Below are 20274 nucleotides of genomic sequence, written 5' to 3'. Positions count from 1 at the left end.
AAGCCGAGCCATTTCAGAACAAAACCACCCGTTTGTATAACAAACCAGCATGAGGGAAGTGAGAGGGGGGGACTAAACTTGATGGATATCCGATAAACGGCACAGGAGACACCACGCCATGCTTCCTCCCTTTATCTATGAGAGATTGCCCAGCCTCTACCTGCTGGCAGCCATTGCCATTATTACGTTGAGTGAACAGCCCCTGCTCTGGTTTGCAGGCGCCTTGCTGTTTATCGCCGGAGCGGTGACCTGGATGATGCGCTCCAGCTACCGGCGTACCGATCTGATTATCTTTCCGAGCAAACGCTGGCTACAGCCGGAGTGGCTGTATGAAGCGCAACCCTTTATCTGGCTGGCTGCGGGGCTGGCCATGTCACAGCTGCCCGCCCCTGCAGCACTCATCGCCTTGGTGCCCTGTCTGTGGGCCTGTCGTTGCCTCTGGGCACGGCACCATTATCGTCGCCATGCCCATGGGGTGATTGTCCACTTAAGACGGGATCCCTCCCGGCGCCGTCTGCACCGAAGCCTGCGCTGACTCGGTGCGGGCGCGTTCGATAAACGTCGCCAGATCCATCAGGGGATACTTCATCAGGCTTGGCAAGCCATCGAGATCCAGACTGTCCATCAGGTTTTTCACCTCAAGGCCCAGTTCGGTATCCCCTTCTATCTTCAGCTTGCGCTGGAAAAAGAGCGAATCCGGATCCTCTTTGCGACCAGCGATAAGGATCAGGTCGTTGGCGGTACCGCTGAAGCAGACATCGGCCTTGTCACACTCGCGAGCCACCACCAGCTGGCCATTCTGCTCACTGATAAACCAGCACAGCTCCAGATCAGAGACTTCGACTTTCAGCCACTTGTCTGCCAGAAACTCGAAATCGCCATCTTCGATAGCCTCTTTGAAAACCCGGGCCAGCAAACTCTCCATCAGCTGCTTTTGCAGATTGAACGGAACCAGCTTGAGGGGATGGCGCAAGAAGCGCGGAGCCTGTTCGACCAGGCGGCGTTGCAGTTGTTGAAACACGATAGACTCCCTTTTTTGCGCATTCAAACACAGGGAGAGTGGCAAGATCCTGTTGGAAATCAAACTTGTGCAGGGTTACCTCAAGAAGGGTAAAGCCACACAAAGCTGCCTCAGGTCAAAAAGTGGGAGTGCATGGCTGCATACAATCAGGGCTCGTTTGCCCTTCATATGCACTCTCGGAGCGTACCAATGGAATTACTCTGTCCGGCAGGCAGTTTGCCGGCACTGAAAACCGCCGTGGATAACGGGGCCGATGCCGTTTATATCGGTTTCAAGGATGACACCAATGCCCGCCACTTTGCCGGTCTCAACTTTACCGACAGCAAACTGGAGAAGGCGGTGGATTATGTGCATCAACATGGTCGCAAACTGCATATTGCCATCAATACCTTTGCTCATCCCGGGACCGATGCACGATGGAAACAGGCGGTTGATCGCGGGGTGGCCCTCGGCGCCGATGCGTTAATCATCGCCGATCTCGCCGTGCTGGAATATGCCAGCCGCCACTACCCCGAGATGGAACTCCATGTCTCGGTGCAGGCCAGCGCCACCAATGCCGCCGCCATTCGCTTCTATCAGCAGCAATTCAATGTCACACGGGTGGTGCTGCCTCGGGTGCTCTCCATGCATCAGGTCAAGCAGCTGGCCCGCGAGACCGATGTTGGCCTTGAGGTATTCGCCTTTGGCAGCCTCTGCATCATGGCCGAGGGGCGCTGCTATCTCTCCTCCTACATGACTGGCGAGAGCCCCAACACCGTCGGCGCCTGCTCACCGGCCAAGTTCGTCCGTTGGGAAGAGACCCCGAATGGTCTCGAGTCGCGACTCAACGAGGTGCTGATCGACCGCTATGGCCCGGGCGAAAATGCCGGTTACCCGACCCTGTGCAAGGGGCGTTTCGACGTGGATGGCCAGACCTACCACGCGCTGGAAGAGCCCACCAGTCTCAATACCCTGGGTCTCCTGCCCGAGCTGTTCAAGACCGGGATCCAGTCGGTCAAGATTGAAGGGCGCCAGCGCAGCCCCGCCTACGTAGAGCAAGTGACCCGGGTCTGGCGTGCGGCCATTGATGCCTATCAGGCCAATCCCGAGGCCTATCAGGTCAAAGCTGAGTGGGATGCCCAGCTCGCCCGCGTCTCCGAAGGTAGTCAGACTACCCTCGGCGCCTACCATCGTCAGTGGCAATAAGGAGTCCACCCATGCAATTTTCTCTCGGGCCTCTGCTCTTCTACTGGCCCAAAGCCGATACCGAAGCCTTTTACCATGCCGCCGCCGACAGTCAGGCCGACATCATCTATCTGGGGGAGACCGTCTGCAGCAAGCGGCGCGAACTCAAAGTCGATGACTGGATTGCGCTGGCCCGTCAGATGGCCTGCTCCGGCAAGCAGGTGGTGCTCTCGACCCTCGCCCTTATCTCCGCCCCCTCCGAACTCAAGGAGGTGAAGCGGCTGGTCGACAACGGCGATCTTATGGTCGAAGCCAACGATCTCGGTACGGTGCAACTCGCCAGGGAGGCAGGGATCCCCTTCGTCTGTGGCCCCGCCATCAACGCCTATAACGCAGATGTGCTGCGCATGTTGCTCAAACAGGGGATGAAACGCTGGGTCATGCCGGTGGAGCTCTCCCGTGACTGGCTGATCCAGCTCAATCAGGATCTGGGCCCCCTGCGCGACCAATTTGAGGTGGAGGTGTTTGCCTACGGCCATCTGCCGCTCGCCTACTCGGCGCGCTGCTTTACCGCCCGATCCCTCGACAAACCCAAGGACAACTGCGAGCTCGCCTGTATCAACTACCCCACCGGACGACTGGCCAACAGCCGCGAGGGGCAGCGGGTGTTCAATCTCAACGGGATCCAGACCCAGTCCGGTTACTGCTACAACCTGGGTAACGAGCTGGCTGGTATGGAAGGTCTGGTAGATGTGGTCAGGCTTTCGCCGCAAGGGATGGAGACGCTGGAGATGCTGGCCCGCTTCAAAGCCAACCGGCAGGGCCAGGCTCCCCTCTCCTTGCGGCAAGGAAGCGATTGCAACGGCTACTGGCGCCAGATCCCCGGCATGAGCCTGGTGGAGTAAACCCGCCATTTGCCCAACAAAAAGGCCTCATCGCGAGGCCTTTTTTAACACTATCTGGCAGTGGTTCAGGAGGGCTGATCACCCTTGTTACGAGCGCTCTGGGCACCTGGCGGCAAGGGCTTGCGCGCCATCAACTCCAGCTCCAGCAACGCATAGCGGTGCTCGATGAAGTCATAGACGTTGTTAGATAAGGCCAGCTTGAAGTAACTGATGGCTTCCTTGCGGTTGCCTTTGCCCAGCTCGAACTTGCCCAGATAGAAGTAGGTTTCACACAGGCGCTCGGCAAGCTCCCGGTTATCCTTCACCCCTTTCACCACGTTGCCCATCAGCTGGGAAGCGTTGATCTCGCCGGTATAGAGGCGAACCAGATCCCAGTTCCAGGCATCGTCATCGTACTTGTTGAGACGCTCGCGCATCCGGCTCATGGCGGCCGACGGGTCGAGTTTCTGCTCGGCCAGATAGAGCCAGATCACCCGATAGGGGTCTTCCGGCTGCGCCTCGTAGAAACGCTTCATATCGGCCGCGGCCAGTTCGGGACGGTTACCGTAATAGAGGGCGATGCCACGGTTGAGATAGGCATAGTCATAGTCCGGCGCCAGTTCAAGGGCAGAATCGAAGGCATCATAGGCTTCGTCGTAATTCTGCTGCTGTACCAGATAGACGCCGATGAAGTTGTAGGCCTCGGCGAAATCCGGCTTCTCCCGCAGGGCACGGTTGAAATCGAGCCGCGCGAGGGAACGCAGACCAACCCGATCAAACACCACGGCACGCTCATAGAACAACTCTGCCCGTTGCTCGGTGGTCAGTTCCATTTCACTGAGCATCTGCCCGAGTCGGGCGAGCGCCAGCTCACTCTGGTAGGAGACCTGCAGGGGGGTCGCCAACACCAGTGAAGCAGGCTGCGGCTTGGGAACCTTGGGGGTGTTAACCTGACTGCTACTGCTGCAACCCCACATGGGAAGCAACAACAGGATACCGAGGAGGTATCCAATCCCTTTCCTGACGTTCAATGAACACTCCGACGCTTACGCTTGACCCCGCATATGGTAAAGGTCAACTGCCGCTTTGTCATGTAGCTGTGCCCCTCTACCTCAAATAAATCAGGATTCGACAGGGTATCCGGCATCGCACCAACCGCGAAAGCCGCCGTCGACGCTGATCACCTTGCGATAACCCATCTGTTGCAGGTTGTCCGCAGCCAGAATGGAGCGAAAACCACCACCACAATAGAGGTAGAGCTCGGTCTCAAGATCCGGGAACTGGGTCTCGATATCCCGCTCAATCACGCCACGCCCCAGATATCGGGCACCGGGCAGATGGCCCCTGGCCCACTCGCTCTCTTCCCGCACGTCGATCAGGTGAAACGTGCGCCCTTCGTCCTGCCAGCGCTTGATCTGGTGAACATCGGTTTCGGTGATGCGGGAGCGGATCCCGTCAACCAGCGCCAAAAAACGGGGATTGTGATGCATGACAAACTCCTGTTGTTTAAATCATGTGCGTCAGCAAACGACACGCAGAGATAAGAAAAGAGCGCCATGAGGCGCTCTTCACTGTTACGGCAGGATTTCCTGTTGGTCCGCACCCTCTTTCTCTACCTGGGTTGGCAGCATGTGCTCGCGCTTGACGCCGAGGAACATGGCAAACGCACTCGCCACATAGATGGAAGAGTAGGTACCGAACGCCACACCGATCACCATGGCCACGGCAAAACCGTGGATCAGCGCACCGCCCTTGAGCAGCAGCGCCAGCACCACGATAAAGGTAAGGCCGGAGGTGATGATGGTACGACTCAGGGTCTCGGTCATGGAGAGATCCAGAATGTACTCGGTATCCCCTTTACGCACCTTGCGGAAGTTCTCCCGCAAGCGGTCGAACACCACGATGGTATCGTTCAGGGAGTAACCCACCAGGGTCATCAGTGCCGCCAGTACAGTCAGGTCGAACTCGTACTGGAAGTAGGCAAAGACACCCAGCGTGATCACCACGTCGTGCACCAGGGAGAGAATGCCCCCCAGCGCCAGACGCCATTCGAAACGCACTGCCACGTAGGCCAGGATACAGAGGATGGAGGCCAGCATGGCCAACGCACCGTCTGTCGCCAGTTCATCACCCACGGAAGGGCCGACAAACTCGACGCGTTTGAGCACTGCGCCCTCGTCGAGCTGCTTGGCCGCCGCCAGCACTTCGTTACCCTGTTGTTCTACCTTGACCCCCTCTTTCGGGGTCAGGCGGAACAGCACGTCACGGCTGGAGCCAAAGTGTTGCAGGGTTGCCCCTTCAATCTTCTGCTCTTCCAGAGCGTCATGGATCTTGTCCAGGCTCACCGACTGCTGGAACCCCACCTCGATAGTGGTACCACCGGTAAAGTCCAGACCCCAGTTCAGCCCCCGATCAAACAGGAAGAACAGGGCTACCACCATCAGCACGGAAGAGAAAACCACACCCGGCTTGGCATAGCGCATAAACGGGATCGGTTTTTCAAAATGTAGAATCTGAAACATCTCTCTATCCTCAGATGGGCAGCTTGTCGATACGCCGTCCACCCCAAGCCAGGTTGATAATGGCACGGGAAACTGTGATGGCAGTAAACATGGAGGCGGTCAGACCAATGCCCAGCGTCAGGGCAAAGCCCTTGATGGCGCCAGTACCGATACCGAACAGGATCACGCAGGTGATCAGCGAGGTCACGTTGGAGTCGGCGATGGTGGAGAATGCTCGATCAAAGCCCAGATGGATGGCTTGCTGAACACCCCGACCGTTGCGGATCTCTTCACGAATACGCTCGTAGATCAGTACGTTGGCATCCACCGCCATACCCAGCGTCAAGACGATACCGGCGATACCCGGCAGTGTCATGGTGGCCCCCGGGATCATCGACATGATGCCGACAATCAACACCAGGTTCATACAGAGCGCCAGGTTGGCAACCCAGCCGAACGCACGGTAGTAGATCCCCATGAACAGCACGATCACCAGCATGGCCCAGCCGATGGCTTCCATACCGCTGTCGATGTTCTGTTGACCCAGGCTCGGGCCAATGGTGCGCTCTTCCACGATCTGGATCGGGGCGATCAGGGCACCGGCACGCAGCAGCAGCGCCAGATTGTGGGCTTCGTTGGCGTTGTCGATACCTGTGATACGGAACTGGCTGCCAAGACGCGACTGGATGGTGGCGACGTTGATCACCTCCTCCTGCTTGCGGAACTTGCGCTTGCCATCCGGACCCGGTTGACCGACCGGCTTGTACTCGATGAAGACGGTCGCCATCCCTTTACCGACGTTGTCCTTGGTAAAGTTGGCCATCTTGTTGCCACCCTGGCCATCCAGCTTGATGTTGACCTGGGGACGGCTGTACTCGTCGAAACCGGACTGGGCACCCACGATGTGGTCACCGGTCAGGATCACCCGCTTTTGCAGCACCACGGGACGACCATTGCGATCGTTGTAGACCTTGGAGCTGGGCGGGACACGGCCATCGGCCGCAGCCTGGATGTCGGCAGTCTCATCGACCATGTGGAATTCCAGGGTCGCAGTCGCACCCAGGATCTCCTTGGCGCGGGCGGTATCCTGAATACCGGGCAGTTCAACGACAATGCGCTCGGCGCCTTGCTGTTGTACCAGCGGCTCGGCCACGCCCAGTTCGTTGACCCGGTTACGGATGATGGTGATGTTCTGCTCGAGGGCGTACTTCTTCACTTCCTTGATCTTGGCTTCGCTCAGACCAGCCAGCAGGATGAACTCATCCCCTTTCTGCTCGGTAGTGAAGGTCAAATCAGGGTTCTGACGACGCAGATGAGAAACGGCGCGTTCCTGATCGGCTTCGTCACGGAAGATCACCTGCACCTGATCACCGACCCGGCGCACGCCGGAGTAACGGATCTTCTGGGTGCGCAGCTCAGAGCGGAAATCCTGCACCATCTGCTCTTGCTGCTTGGTCAGTGCTTCGGCCATGTCCACTTCCATCAGGAAGTGCACACCACCGCGCAGATCAAGACCCAGCTTCAGAGGCGCCGCCCCGATGGCTTCGAGCCAGGCGGGAGTGGAAGGTGCCAGGTTGAGTGCGGTAATGAAGTTGTCGCCCAGCTTGTTGGCAACGATATCGCGCGCCTTCAGCTGGTCTTCGGTGTTCTTGAAACGGATCAGGATAAAACCGTGCTCGAATGCAGCATGTTTGACCGGGATCTTGGCCGCTTCAAGGGTCTCTTTCACCAGATCAAGAGTATCTAGCTTGACTTCGGCACCACGGCTGGCAGAAACCTGCAAAGCCGGATCTTCGCCGTAAAGATTGGGGGCTGCATATAGAAAACCGATGGCGATCACCAGGATCACCATCAGGTATTTCCACAGCGGATAGCGATTCAACACGCTGTGCTCCTTGGGAGATTAAAGGGACTGGATAGAACCCTTGGGCAGAACGGCAGAGACGAAGTCCTTTTTGATGGTGACTTGAGTCTGGTCGTTCAGGGCGATCACCAGGTAATCGCTGTCTGCAGCCACTTTGGCAATTTTGCCAACCAGGCCACCGGAAGTGAGCACTTCATCACCCTTGGACAATGAGCTCATCAGATTGCGGTGATCCTTGGCACGCTTGGCCTGGGGACGATAGATCATGAAGTAGAAGATCAGGCCGAATACGGCCAGCATGATGATCATTTCCATACCACCACCCTGTGCACCCGGTGCTGCGCCTTCTGCATACGCCTTGGAGATAATGCTCATTTAACAACCTCTTATTGATGTAGATTTAAAAAAACAAAATTATATGTTGTTGTTATTTAACGTCATTTTCAGCTAACGGAGGCACAGGCTTCCCTTGCCGACGGTAAAACTCTGTTACAAAGTCGTCTAATTTACCCTGCTCGATCGCGTCCCGCAAACCCTGCATCACGCGTTGGTAATAACGCAGGTTATGAATCGTATTCAGACGGGCACCGAGGATCTCGTTGCACTTGTCCAGATGGTGCAGGTAGCTGCGGCTGTAGTTCTTGCAGGTGTAGCAATCGCATTCGGCATCCAGGGTGCTGGTGTCGTTGCGGTGCTGGGCATTGCGGATCTTCACTACGCCATCGGTGGTGAACAGGTGGCCGTTGCGGGCGTTGCGGGTCGGCATGACGCAGTCGAACATGTCGATACCACGGCGCACCCCTTCCACCAGATCTTCCGGCTTGCCGACACCCATCAGGTAGCGCGGCTTGTCAGCCGGAATTTTCGGGCATACGTGCTCGAGGATGCGGTGCATGTCCTCTTTGGGTTCGCCCACGGCCAGACCACCGACCGCATAACCGTCGAAACCGATCTCCAGCAGCCCCTTGAGGGAGACATCACGCAGATCTTCGTAGACCGAGCCCTGGATGATGCCGAACAGGGCGTTCTTGTTGCCCAGCGCATCAAACTTGTCGCGGGAGCGCTTGCCCCAGCGCAGGGACATCTCCATCGACTTGCGCGCTTCTTCATAAGTAGCCGGGTACGGGGTGCACTCGTCGAAGATCATCACGATGTCGGAGCCCAGATCGAACTGGATCTCCATGGACTTCTCGGGGTCGAGGAAGATCTTCTCGCCATTGATGGGGTGACGGAAGTGGACGCCCGCTTCGGTGATCTTGCGAATATGGCCCAGGCTGAACACCTGGAAACCACCGGAGTCGGTCAGGATCGGGCCCTGCCAGTTCATGAAGTCATGCAGATCGCCGTGAGCACGCATCACTTCCTGACCCGGGCGCAGCCAGAGGTGGAAGGTGTTACCCAGCAGGATCTGGGCGCCGGTTTCACGCACTTCTTCCGGGGTCATCCCCTTGACGGTGCCGTAAGTCCCGACCGGCATAAAGGCCGGCGTTTGTACCACACCACGTTCGAAGACCAGTTGACCGCGACGGGCACGGCCGTCGGTGGTTTTCAGTTCAAATTTCATTGCTACCTCGGCTGCGTCAGATAAACAGTCTGACAATAGGAGGGCCACTCACGGCCCGGTAAATAAGCTGAAGCTTATGCTTCAACCTGGCGACGGGTGACGAACATGGCGTCCCCGTAGCTGAAGAAACGGTACTGCCCGGCCACGGCTGCCTGATAGGCCGCCATCACGTTGTCATAACCGGCAAAGGCGCTGACCAGCATGATCAGGGTCGACTCCGGCAGATGGAAGTTGGTGACCATGGCATCGACAATCTGGAACTGGTAGCCAGGGAAGATGAAAATATCGGTGTCACTAAAGAAGGGCGCCAGCGGTTTGCCCTGCGCCAGGGTGACCTTGGCCGCGCTCTCCAGCGAACGCACCGATGTGGTCCCCACCGCAATCACCCGACCACCACGGGCCCGGGTGGCCGCGATGGCATCTACCACCTCTTGCGGCACTTCCGCATACTCGGAGTGCATATGGTGATCTTCAATCTTCTCAACCCGCACCGGCTGGAAGGTCCCCGCCCCTACATGCAGGGTGACGAAGGCCGTTTCAACCCCTTTGGCCCGAATTTTCTCAAGCAGCGGCTCATCAAAGTGCAGACCAGCGGTCGGCGCCGCGACGGCGCCCGGCTTTTGATTGTAAACGGTCTGGTAGCGCTCCTTGTCGGCATCCTCGTCGGGACGGTCGATATAGGGGGGCAGCGGCATGTGGCCGATGGCCTCCAAAATCTCCAGCACCGGACGCGGGTCGAGGAAGTGGATCTCGAACAGGGCGTCGTGGCGGGCGCGCATCTCGGCTTCAACACCACCATCCATGATCATCCGGGTGCCGGGCTTGGGCGCCTTGGAGGCACGGACATGGGCCAGCACGCTGTGCTCGTCCAGAATGCGCTCGACCAGTACCTCCAGCTTGCCGCCGCTGGCCTTCTGGCCAAACATGCGCGCCGGAATGACACGGGTGTTATTGAATACCAGCAGGTCACCCGGATTGAGCTGATCCAGCACATCCACAAATTGACCGTGGCGCAGGGCGCCAGTCTGACCATCGAGCTGCAACAGGCGGCTGGCGGTACGCTCTGCCATCGGATAGCGGGCAATCAGCTCGTCTGGCAGATCAAAATGAAAATCGGATACTTGCATCTTTCACCTCGGGGGGAATCGGCGGCTAGTCTAGTTATCCCCATCTTCCAAGGCAACCCAAAAGACCAAAAACCCAAGAGAGACAAGGGGTAGCGAGCAATATTGAGACACACATCCGGTTAATGATTCTTTAATGTTCTGTATTGACCCTGATCATGTTTTGCCAGTTGGGGCTGGGCTAGGGTGAAAGCAGATACACAAGGAGGCCCACCATGATGACCCTATCCGAAATCATGACCGAACACCCCTTCACTCTGGGTCCGTCAAACAGTGTCAAACAGGCGATGGACCTGATGCAGCAGGAGCGGATCCGCCACATTCCCATCGTCGATGAGCAGCATCACCTGCTGGGGTTGGTAACCCTCACCGATATCCTGGCCACCCGGGAATCCAAGCTGCTGCTCATCAGCCCGGAGCGGGAAGCAGAATTTACCGACAGCGTGCAACTCGACGAGATCATGACACGGCAAGTGGCGAGCGTAGATCCTCACGCCGGCATCAAGGAGGCGGCACTTTACCTACAGCGGCACAGATATGGCTGCCTGCCGGTACTCAAAGGACGCAAGCTGATCGGCATTGTCACCGAGTCGGACTTTATTGCAGTGGCCATCAACCTGCTGGAATTGATGGAAGAGCAGGAACCACCTACCGACTTTTGACAGCCCTGACTGTAATTAAATTACAATAAAAGCGTTTTCAGCCGTCAAAACAAGCTGAAATGATGAAACACTTTCATTTTGACTGAAAAATTACACCAAATGCTTGCCTTGTGATCTGCGTCACACTATCATCCCTCTCATGCAATAGTTGCCGAGGGGGAGACGAGGGATTGTGCACCCATTATCTTCCTCTCATATGTCTGCAAGTTTGCACACCCCGTAGTTAGTCTTTGCTGTAAAGCATTTGTTTATATAGCCATTCCTTGTTTGATGACCCGGCCCTGTCGTTGCGATAGCGCCGGGATTTTTTTATCTGTGCTTTTCGGCTTCCCCCTTACCAGCACATCCCCCATCGCTGCGAGCAGCGGCCTCAACCTCCTGCGCCACCCGTTTGCACCACCGTTTATCTCATCGCGTCATCGTGGATCTGCACACCCCTTCTTATGCCTTGAAAAGGCGATGTAGCGCACAGATATTGAACCACGACAAGGAGTTATCTCAGTAGGCCTGAGATATTCATGTTAGGTACAGCCATAGTGAGTTATCTAATAAGTAGATTTAAGCGATTCAAAATTGCGGCTTTTATCGATTAGCGGAAGCCCCTATGATGAATCTATCGAAAGTTAAGCGCCTCGTCTGGCAAGACTCTTCAACACCAGACCGGCATATGTACATCACCAAGGAGCAATTACATGTCTACCTACATCAACACTGAAATCAAGCCGTTCAATGCTACCGCCTACCACAATGGCAAATTCGTTCAGGTGTCTGACGCTGACCTGAAAGGCAAGTGGTCCGTGGTCTTCTTCTACCCGGCTGACTTCACCTTCGTTTGCCCGACCGAGCTGGGCGACCTGGCTGACAACTACGCTGAATTCCAGAAGCTGGGCGTCGAGATCTACTCTGTCTCTACCGATACCCACTTCACTCACAAAGCATGGCACGACACTTCTGACACCATTCAGAAGATCCAGTACCCGATGATTGGTGACCCGACTGGTACCATCACCCGCAACTTCGGCGTGATGATCGAAGAAGCTGGTCTGGCTGACCGCGGTACCTTCGTAATTGACCCGCAGGGCATCATCCAGATCGTCGAGATCAACGCCGGCGGCATCGGCCGTGACGCACTGGAACTGCTGCGCAAAGTCAAAGCAGCCCAGTACGTTGCCTCCCACCCGGGTGAAGTGTGCCCGGCTAAATGGAAAGAAGGCGAAGCCACTCTGGCCCCGTCCCTGGATCTGGTAGGCAAGATCTAAGCCTCCCGCTTCCAAGACCGGCCCGCATAAGGGCCGGTCTGCTTTCCGGCATTGCCAAATAGGCCTGAAAGCAGACCGACTCACATTTAATGCCAACTCGCCATTACAAGAAGGAATTCGACCATGTTGGATACCAACCTCAAACAACAGCTGAACACCTATCTGCAGTACATCGTCAATCCCATCGAGATCAGCGTGTCCGGCAACGACAGCGACAAATCTGCAGAGCTGCTGGCACTGGCCAGCGAGATCGCCGAGATGTCCCCCAAGATCACCCAGACCTCTGGCACTGCCGTTCGCAAGCCTTCCATGAGCGTCGCGCCGCAGGGCCAAGCCCCGCGCGTTCACTTTGCCGGCATCCCCATGGGTCATGAATTTACCTCTCTGGTGCTCGCCCTGCTGCAAAGCGGCGGCCACCCCTCCAAGGCCGATGCGGCTGTGCAGGAGCAGATCCGCAATCTCAAGGGTGAGTTCCACTTCGAGACCTATATCTCCCTCTCCTGCCACAACTGCCCGGACGTAGTACAGGCCCTCAACCTGATGGCGACCCTGAACCCCGGCATCACCCACACCATGATCGACGGCGCCCTGTTCCAGGAAGAGGTCAATGAGCGTCAAATCATGGCGGTACCGAATGTTTACCTGAACGGTCAACCGTTCAGCCAGGGCCGCATCTCGCTCGAAGAGATTGTCGCCAAACTCGACACCGGCGCCGCAGAGCGCAAAGCTGCCGAGCTGAATGAGAAAGATCCCTACGACGTACTGGTCGTGGGCGGTGGCCCGGCCGGCGCCGCAGCGGCCATCTATGCCGCTCGTAAAGGCATTCGCACCGCCATCGTTGCCGAACGTTTCGGTGGTCAGGTGATGGACACCGTCGGCATCGAGAACTTTATCTCCGTGCCCTATACCGAAGGCCCCAAACTGGCCGCCAGCCTGGAGCAGCACGTCAAACAGTACGGCGTTGAAGTGATCACCGAGCAGCGCGCCGCCGCCATCAGCAAAAATGGGTATGTGAACGTGGATCTCGCCTCTGGCGCCACCTTGAAGAGCCGCGCCGTGATCCTGGCTACCGGTGCCCGCTGGCGCGACCTGAACGTACCAGGCGAGCTTGAGTACCGCACCAAGGGCGTGGCCTACTGCCCGCACTGCGATGGTCCCTTCTTCAAGGGCAAGCGAGTAGCTGTGATCGGTGGCGGTAACTCCGGCATCGAGGCAGCGATCGACTTGGCTGGCATCGTCGAGCATGTGACAGTGGTGGAGTTCGCCGACACCCTGCGAGCCGATGAAGTGCTGCAGAAGAAGGCTCGCTCCATGGGCAATATCGACATCATCATGAGCGCTCGCACCACCGAAGTGATCGGTGATGGCAGCAAGGTGGTCGGTATGGACTACGAAGATCGCACCACAGGTGAGATCAAACACTTGGCGGTGGCGGGTATCTTCGTCCAGATCGGCCTGGTACCGAACACCGAGTTCCTTAAAGGGAGCGAGATTGCCCTGACCCGCTTTGGCGAGATCGAGATCGATACCAAAGGGGCGACCTCCCTGCCCGGCGTCTACGCAGCAGGAGATGCCACCACGGTACCGTTCAAGCAGATCATCATCTCCATGGGTGCTGGCGCCACCGCCGCACTGGGTGCGTTTGATTACCTCATCCGCAACCCTGCTCCTGAAGCGACCAAGGCTGATGCTGTGACCGCCTGATAAACCCAGCGCAACAAAAAGCCGATGCTCGATTTAGTAAACACGAGCGTCGGCTTTTTTATATCTGCATCGATGCGCAATAGAAACCCCGCCGCAAATGGCGGGGGTGTTCATGACTGGACTTAAACGACGGGCATCACTCCAGCAAGAAAACAGCCTCGATATTATCACTTACCGTGATCTGCTGTTGTTGATAGCTGTTGTCCGCCATATCCGCCGCAGGTGCAGCCATCGCCATGGCCTGCACTACCTTCAGGTTGCGGCTGTAGGCGGTAATGGGCGAAGCATTGCGGTACTCCACACTGTAGATCTTGCCAAGCTTCATCCCGAACGCCTTGGCCAGAGATTCAGCCTTGGTTTTGGCATCCTCAACGGCATTCAGACGGGCCTGCTCCTTGATGACCTGCGGCGATTTCAACCCGTACTCAATCTGGGATACGGACTCCAGCCCGGCTTTGAGTGCGGTATCCATCAGGGGGCTCAACTTGTCGAGCTGATAGAGCTTCACCGCCAATTGTCGCTGAGCACGGTATCCCAACAATACCGGCTTCTTGTTCTCGCCATACTGATATTCCGGAGAGACCATCAGGTTGCCAGCCTCAACATCGCTGCGCTTGATCCCCAACCCTTCCAGTTGGCTGAAAAAGGCTGCGACCTTGGTATCGACCTGCTGCTTGGCCTTGAGGCCCTGCTTATCAAGTGCACTCACCGCCACATTGAGGGTGAGCATATCGGGTTCGGTCTTTTGCTCGGCATAACCGCTCACCACCAGATGGGGCGCTTGCGGCACTTCAATCGCCAGCAGCGGAGCACTGACAACCAGAGCGGAAAGAGTAAGAAGGGGACGCCACATAGAAAAAAACCTCAGTCGGAAAGATTGAGGCCATTATGCCCGTGCAGCTACGGGATTCATATATCGTGCAAGGGGGGGAGCTGATCCAGTATCTGATTGGTCAGATCGAGGCTAATGGTGACCATGCTGCCGGGATCCTGGCTCTGGTTTGCCATATCCAGCGCAGGAGCCGCGCCACAGACCAACACCTCATCATCGAAATGGAACGAGTCCCACGACAGAACGTGTCCTTGCACCGCCTGTCCGATATTGGTGCCACCACTATCCTCCTCCATCGCAGACCAAGGGATGGTATCAGATGGCCCTAGCAAATCTTGCAACAACGGAGAGTGAAAACTGGCCAGCGGATACTCCTGCTGCCCCTGATGATGGCCAACCAGAATCATGTTATGGGCAGACTCTGTATCCATGACCGGCACATAAGTGATAGAGGCCGTAGCGAAGTCAACATAGAGCGAGCCCGCTACATCACCGGCCTCATTCTCAATCTCCATCCCATCCAGCCGACCCCCCGCGATCGAGGCCTGATAGCCAAACTGGCCTGCGCAGGTAATGTTCCCCTGCCCATCCCAGCTATAACGGATGCCATCAATGTCGACCCAGTTGAATGACTGCATGATTACCCCTCTCCTCTACTACCGCTATCTTATCCATCCCCTTAGGGAAAAAACAGGGGCCAGGCAAGCCCGGCCCCAAGACAAGGTTACGGATCAACCTTCAAGTTACCGTCATCCAGCAACTTCTGAATAATCTGCAAGTCACTGTTACCCAGGGTCGTCAAGTCAATACTGTCAAATTTTATGACGTGGGTGGTTCCTCCATTCGTACCATCCAAATCAATAGTCAATGTTGATTTGTTTGTGCCTGGCCCATCACTACTGAAATTGAGGTACGCATCAAGCGAACCAGAGTTGGCATGTTCGCCAGTGAGCAGCTCGCTTATATCCAGTACATCTCCGCCAGTGCCGGTGGTGAAGTCTTTGATGACATCCACACCACCGATATCACCCGCCCCCCACTTGAAGGTATCGCTGCCAAAGCCACCTACAAGAGTATCCGAGCCTAATCCACCGATCAGGATGTCATTACCTAATCCACCGATAAGCTGATCATCTCCGCCCAACCCCTTGAGTGTATCGTTATCGGCACTGCCATGTATGATGTCAGCCATAGCTGTGCCGGTGAACACATTGCCAGCTTCGATGGTGACATGCAGATTCACGCTCGAAGTGGCATCGTTGTCGGCATCCTGCACTACCACCTGGAAGTCGAGGTCCGCATCCACGGTGGTGGTCTGGGTCTTGATAAAGCCGATATCGGAGACCTTGACCACATCGTTGTCGCTTTGGTTGGCAAAGCTGGTGAGACCATCGAAACCATCATTGAAGTCGCGGTCATAGTTGAGCGCGACGCTGGTGGTGATGTCTTCGACCGACGTCAGGATCTGCGCCCCGTAGACCTGCCAGCTCTCACCGGCGGCGTTGTAGTCATTGCTCTCGATGACGATCGCACCATCGTTGTTGTCCAGGGTGATGCCATAGACGGCCAGGGCAGCCAGCGCCGTTGCACCGCTGAAATTGCGGTAGATGTCGCTGTTGCTGACCACCAGCGCCCTAGTGGTCGTAACACCTCCGGCACCGACCAGCTTCAGCACGATAACCAAATCCTCATTGTTGATGCCATCGAACTTCAGGTAGACGCCATCAGCACGGCCGGTCGGGGTCAGCCCCAGGTTGCCGGTGGGGTTGGAGGTATAGAAGTTCAGGTCCAGCACTTCGCCCTTGCCAATGGTGTCGCCCGCCACCCCGTTCTCGCTGTTGGACAGAGAGACGTAGGAACTCGTCTGGGTGAAGGTCTCACCATTGACGAAGACGTTGGTGTTCGTGCCTCCCGTCTGCAGATTGTTGCTACCGGTGCCACCACCGGTCTCGGCGTAGCTCCTGAACTGCACGAAGAAGTCAGTGGCCAGCTGAGAAACCGCCACCTCCGGATTGGTGGTATCCAGCGTGCTTCCACCCGGCACATAGCCCGTGATACCCAGCGAAGCGCTGGTTTTCAGCACCTGGAAGCCCTCGATCGGCCCGTCCAGCGTCACCGTGTAGGTGCCGTTCACCTTGTCGAAGGTCAGGGTACCGGTAGCCTCTTCCTTGACGCCGGGGTTGGCCGGGTTCGGCGCGTAGTCGAACTCGATATCGAAGGTCGCGGTGGTAGCGCTCTCCGACACCCAGGTCACCGATTGCGCGCTGATCGCCGTGCCACCGACATTGCCCGTCAGCATGATGGACTTGAAGTCCGAGTCCGCCGCACTGAAGGGACCACTGCCACGAGTATCGGCACCGGTGCTGTAGTCGAACACGCCGGTAGCTCCGCCCGGGTTGCCACTGTTGGAGTACACCAGGTTCGAGGTTGCCAGGATCGCCGGCACGTCGTCCTCGACCTGGATCAGCAGATCACCGGCCAGCGGCACCGGATTTCCGCCGTTGGTGGCCTTGACTGCCTCGGTCAGGTTCAGCGTGAGGATTTCGTTGTCGTTGCCGTTGGCCAGCGGGTGATCCAGCGGACCGCTGAGCGTGAAGGTGTAAGCGCCATTGGCCTGCACCACCAGGGTGAAGATAGTGGCCGCGCCCGCCATCGCCGTCAGGGTATTACCGACGACGTTGTAGGTGACAGCCACACCATCAGAGGTCAGGGTCGGCAGGGACGCCGGCGAACTCTGCAGGCTGAAGGTGGCAGGACCGTTGCCGATCAGCAGCTCGGTCAGGCTGCCGGTGGCAACCGTGGTCTGCAGATCGTTATCGGTAATACCACCGGGCAGTTCGTCCTCGTCCACCCTGCCGATCACCGGTGCAGCATCCTCGATATTGACCGTCAGCGTGGCCTGCGACGGGTCGCCGTCCTTGTCGATGATCACGTAGTCGAAGCTCTCGCTGGTATCCGACGCAACGCTCTGCGGCGCAACGTAGCTCCAGGTGCCGTTGGTAAAGTTGAAGCTCAGTTTGCCGCCCAGACCGGTGACGATGTTGCTCAACTGGCTACCGGCGATGCTACCGCCCGTACTCACCGCAATGGTGCCCACGCCGTTCCAGGTGAAGGTAACCCCATCGATCTCGATCGACAGCACCCGACCGGCGCCATCGGCGCCAAAGGCATCGTCGTCACCGCCACCCACGACATTATTGTTGCCGAGCAGGACGTTGCCGCTGACCGTGTTGCCCGATATCTGAGAGAGCAGCGCGTCGATCAGATCATCGAAGTCGGTCACCAGAATCGGCGAGCCGCTGCCATCCAGGTCGACATCCTGCAGCCGCGGCCCGTTGATGCCGTCACCCACCCCAATGGTAGTGACGTTGATGCCGTTACTGTCGATGAAGTTGTTCCAATCCGTCGCCGTGCCACTTTCCAGCGAGTTGTTGACACCGGTATCGACATTCGGATTGCCGTCGCTGATGAAGAATACCTGGTTGCTCCAACCCGGTATCGGGTTGTAGACATCCATGGTTTGCTCAACTGCCGCCGTGAAGTTGGTATTGCCGTTGAAGGGACGGTTGGCCAGGATGCTGTCAATCAGCGACTCGAAGGCCGCCAGCGAACTGATCGCAGTGTAAGAAGTAGCCCCGGTGGAAAACGCCACGATAGTGATCTGCACGGTACCGTCGGTGCCGTTGAACAGCGCCTGGCCTGCCGCCCGCACAGCCGCCATCATGGTGGCGAACTCGGTACCGTTGATACTGCCGCTGGAATCCAGCACGAACGCGACGTTGAAGTCCTTGCCGCTGGACTCGGCAACGATAGCCGTGTCGTTCTTCGCCACCGGCGTATCGTCATCGACATTGATAGCCAACGTGCCGGTCGCGGTATCGCCATCGCCATCCTTCACTTTATAGTTCAGGGTAAACGCCTGGTTGTTCTCCTGATCAGCATTCGCATGTTGAATAGGCGAATTCTGAGTCACGCTATACGCCCCAGTAGCCGAGTTCAGGGTTACTGTCAGCACTGTGGTCGCCCCCTGTTTGACCAACAGAGCGCCTGCGGGATTCGTTTCATAAGTAAATCCAGCCGGCGCCCCCGTAGTCAGCCATTGCACACTGCCAGCGCCGTCGGCACCGAAGCTGTGGCCCAGAATTCCGCTGACGTTGACCGCGTTCGGGTCGTCGCCCGAGCCGCCAGCTATGCCGCCCGCCAGGGCATCATCGTCCAGTTGCACTACTGCGTTGGCGCTGATACTCGGGCCATCGTCTTTGAAGCTGATAACTTTACCGATATCTAGTCGACCGCTAGTGTGGTCACCATCCTTATCGGTAACGGTCAGTGTCAAACTTATATGGCCAGAGCCGAGGAATTTGACTTCATCGGGATCAGAAGTCGGATGTTCAATAGCTCGTAATTGATCAAGAGTTACTTTACCGCTGCCGTCAACGCTAAGGTTAAACACCAACTGACCGGTGGTTATAGTACGCCCTTCAATCGTTGAGCCATTCATAACTAGTCTGATCTGTTCACCTGTTGTTGTATCAATCAAGCCTGAATTTACATTTTGTATGCTCAAGCTGTAGCTCTTGGATCCCAGACCATCTGCCCCCGGCTGTACGTTGAACACACCACTAAAGTCAGCTGTTGCATCATGATTGAGGTTGGACTCATCGACCTGCAACTGCACAGCACCGCCCCAAGTCACAGTGGTACTGACATCGTTGTAGTCATAATCCGAGTTGAGGGTCATATCCTCCCAATTTTGGTTGCCTGCGCTACCAGTATCCTGCAAATGTGAACCGCCAGGGTTGAGGCTCGCATCGCTGAACACGATGTTGGCACCATCGGCCCCACTCAACGCAGTGCTGCCAACGAATGCCTGCCACTTGCCATTAATAAACTGGAATGTGACGGCGGCACCATCGCCAAGACCGGGATTGGCACCTCCATTGGGGATAACAAAGAATCCGGTATGAGCAGGATCCAACGAACTGATATCTGTCTGGCTTCCCACACTCTGACTGTGAACATTTGCCCAGATGACTTTGCCGGACAACGGGGTGCCATCATCACCTTTGATGTAATAGCCATAGCTATTTGAATAACCGGCGTTGCTACCCAGGAAAGTGACTGAAGAAGTCAGGGACAGCTCACCCACCTGGATTGTCGGCGTATCATCGTTAATTGTGACTGCAAGTACGCCACTGGCACTATCCCCGTCACCATCTGTCACCTTGTAGCCCACATTGAGGGTGAGATTATCTTCGGTATCAACCCCGGTGTGCATCAAGGGCTGCAGAAGTTTCACCGAGTAGGCACCAGTGCTCGGGTCAGTAATGGTGACCGTCATCAAGAGACCGCGAGTGGAACTGATAGACAAGGTTCCACTTTGGGCATCCCACGTTGAGGTCACACTTTCACTTCCCAACGCAGTAGGCCCGGAGAGTTCAAGCGATTTGAGGCCATCAGCCCCGGCCTGATAAGCCAGATTGCCCGTGACGCTGGTATTGGCCCCTGCAACATCACCAGAACCGCCATTGATCCCGCCAACAAGGCCTTCATCGTCAAGTACCAAGGCAGCCTGAACATCGCTTGCTTTAGGGCCATCATCCTCAAAGCGGAACACACCGGTGGCGCCCAGGTCCACAGACGCGCTGGCCCGATCGCCATCGGCATCAGTCACGGTCTGCACCAGCGTCAGCAC

Annotated in this window: 17 protein-coding genes; 6 read left to right on the top strand and 11 right to left on the bottom strand. The window is 56.9% G+C overall.

Annotated elements, in window-relative coordinates:
- The first annotated feature begins 118 nt into the window (after positions 1–118).
- Complete coding sequence (locus tag AB5Y71_RS09220) at positions 119–535, top strand: hypothetical protein (protein ID WP_307896626.1); 417 nt, start codon at positions 119–121, stop codon at positions 533–535.
- Here the strand turns inward: AB5Y71_RS09220 and AB5Y71_RS09215 are convergent.
- Positions 488–1021 carry an SCP2 domain-containing protein gene (locus AB5Y71_RS09215; RefSeq protein WP_139746632.1) on the bottom strand — a complete coding sequence of 178 codons (534 nt, stop codon included), beginning with the start codon at positions 1019–1021 and terminating at the stop codon, positions 488–490. The genes AB5Y71_RS09220 and AB5Y71_RS09215 overlap by 48 nt on opposite strands.
- A gap of 189 nt (positions 1022–1210) precedes the next feature.
- Between AB5Y71_RS09215 and AB5Y71_RS09210 the strand changes: the two genes are divergently transcribed.
- Both AB5Y71_RS09210 and AB5Y71_RS09205 read left to right on the top strand, forming a co-directional pair.
- Complete coding sequence (locus AB5Y71_RS09210) at positions 1211–2206, top strand: peptidase U32 family protein (protein ID WP_307896625.1); 996 nt, start codon at positions 1211–1213, stop codon at positions 2204–2206.
- An 11-nt stretch (positions 2207–2217) separates the two neighbouring features.
- On the top strand, positions 2218–3090 hold the full coding sequence (locus tag AB5Y71_RS09205) for a U32 family peptidase (protein ID WP_368171442.1): 873 nt from the start codon (positions 2218–2220) through the stop codon (positions 3088–3090).
- A 65-nt stretch (positions 3091–3155) separates the two neighbouring features.
- On the opposite strand, the gene nlpI is transcribed toward AB5Y71_RS09205, so the two are convergent.
- The 7 genes from nlpI to queA form a co-directional block, all read right to left on the bottom strand.
- The gene (gene nlpI, locus AB5Y71_RS09200) at positions 3156–4100 is read right to left on the bottom strand and encodes a lipoprotein NlpI (protein WP_005351017.1); all 945 of its coding nucleotides are present in this window, start codon (positions 4098–4100) and stop codon (positions 3156–3158) included.
- Between the two features lie 90 nt (positions 4101–4190).
- Complete coding sequence (locus AB5Y71_RS09195) at positions 4191–4559, bottom strand: rhodanese-like domain-containing protein (protein WP_005351016.1); 369 nt, start codon at positions 4557–4559, stop codon at positions 4191–4193.
- An 84-nt stretch (positions 4560–4643) separates the two neighbouring features.
- Entirely contained in the window at positions 4644–5591 is a 948-nt protein-coding gene (gene secF, locus AB5Y71_RS09190; protein ID WP_005337322.1) for a protein translocase subunit SecF, read from the bottom strand.
- Between the two features lie 10 nt (positions 5592–5601).
- Entirely contained in the window at positions 5602–7455 is a 1854-nt protein-coding gene (gene secD / locus AB5Y71_RS09185) for a protein translocase subunit SecD (RefSeq protein ID WP_005337324.1), read from the bottom strand.
- Positions 7456–7473: 18 nt separating this feature from the next.
- Entirely contained in the window at positions 7474–7809 is a 336-nt protein-coding gene (yajC, locus tag AB5Y71_RS09180; RefSeq protein ID WP_005337327.1) for a preprotein translocase subunit YajC, read from the bottom strand.
- 52 nt (positions 7810–7861) lie between these two features.
- The gene (tgt, locus tag AB5Y71_RS09175; protein ID WP_368171441.1) at positions 7862–8998 is read right to left on the bottom strand and encodes a tRNA guanosine(34) transglycosylase Tgt; all 1137 of its coding nucleotides are present in this window, start codon (positions 8996–8998) and stop codon (positions 7862–7864) included.
- Between the two features lie 74 nt (positions 8999–9072).
- The gene (gene queA, locus AB5Y71_RS09170; RefSeq protein ID WP_005344678.1) at positions 9073–10125 is read right to left on the bottom strand and encodes a tRNA preQ1(34) S-adenosylmethionine ribosyltransferase-isomerase QueA; all 1053 of its coding nucleotides are present in this window, start codon (positions 10123–10125) and stop codon (positions 9073–9075) included.
- A 212-nt stretch (positions 10126–10337) separates the two neighbouring features.
- Here queA and AB5Y71_RS09165 point away from each other — a divergent pair, with 212 nt between their 5' ends.
- From AB5Y71_RS09165 to ahpF, 3 genes are all read left to right on the top strand, one after another.
- Positions 10338–10784: a CBS domain-containing protein gene (locus AB5Y71_RS09165; protein ID WP_013723842.1), complete on the top strand. Its 447-nt coding sequence runs from the start codon at positions 10338–10340 to the stop codon at positions 10782–10784.
- Positions 10785–11476: 692 nt separating this feature from the next.
- Positions 11477–12043, top strand: coding sequence for an alkyl hydroperoxide reductase subunit C (ahpC, locus tag AB5Y71_RS09160; protein ID WP_005337335.1), 567 nt, complete (start codon positions 11477–11479; stop codon positions 12041–12043).
- A gap of 123 nt (positions 12044–12166) precedes the next feature.
- Positions 12167–13747, top strand: coding sequence for an alkyl hydroperoxide reductase subunit F (gene ahpF, locus AB5Y71_RS09155; RefSeq protein WP_368171440.1), 1581 nt, complete (start codon positions 12167–12169; stop codon positions 13745–13747).
- 136 nt (positions 13748–13883) lie between these two features.
- Here ahpF and AB5Y71_RS09150 read toward each other — a convergent pair whose 3' ends face one another.
- The 3 genes from AB5Y71_RS09150 to AB5Y71_RS09140 form a co-directional block, all read right to left on the bottom strand.
- A complete protein-coding gene (locus AB5Y71_RS09150) occupies positions 13884–14600 on the bottom strand; it encodes an SIMPL domain-containing protein (protein ID WP_323917248.1) in 717 nt (238 codons plus the stop codon).
- Positions 14601–14656: 56 nt separating this feature from the next.
- Complete coding sequence (locus tag AB5Y71_RS09145; RefSeq protein ID WP_368171439.1) at positions 14657–15217, bottom strand: hypothetical protein; 561 nt, start codon at positions 15215–15217, stop codon at positions 14657–14659.
- An 86-nt stretch (positions 15218–15303) separates the two neighbouring features.
- On the bottom strand, positions 15304–20253 hold the full coding sequence (locus AB5Y71_RS09140) for a DUF5801 repeats-in-toxin domain-containing protein (RefSeq protein ID WP_368171438.1): 4950 nt from the start codon (positions 20251–20253) through the stop codon (positions 15304–15306).
- Positions 20254–20274: the final 21 nt, after the last annotated feature.

This window comes from Aeromonas sp. R9-2 (assembly GCF_040908025.1).
In the GTDB taxonomy this organism is placed as follows: Bacteria; Pseudomonadota; Gammaproteobacteria; order Enterobacterales; family Aeromonadaceae; genus Aeromonas; species Aeromonas veronii.
Note: the sequence above shows the minus strand (reverse complement) of the source record. Positions and strands in the feature narration are given on the sequence as shown.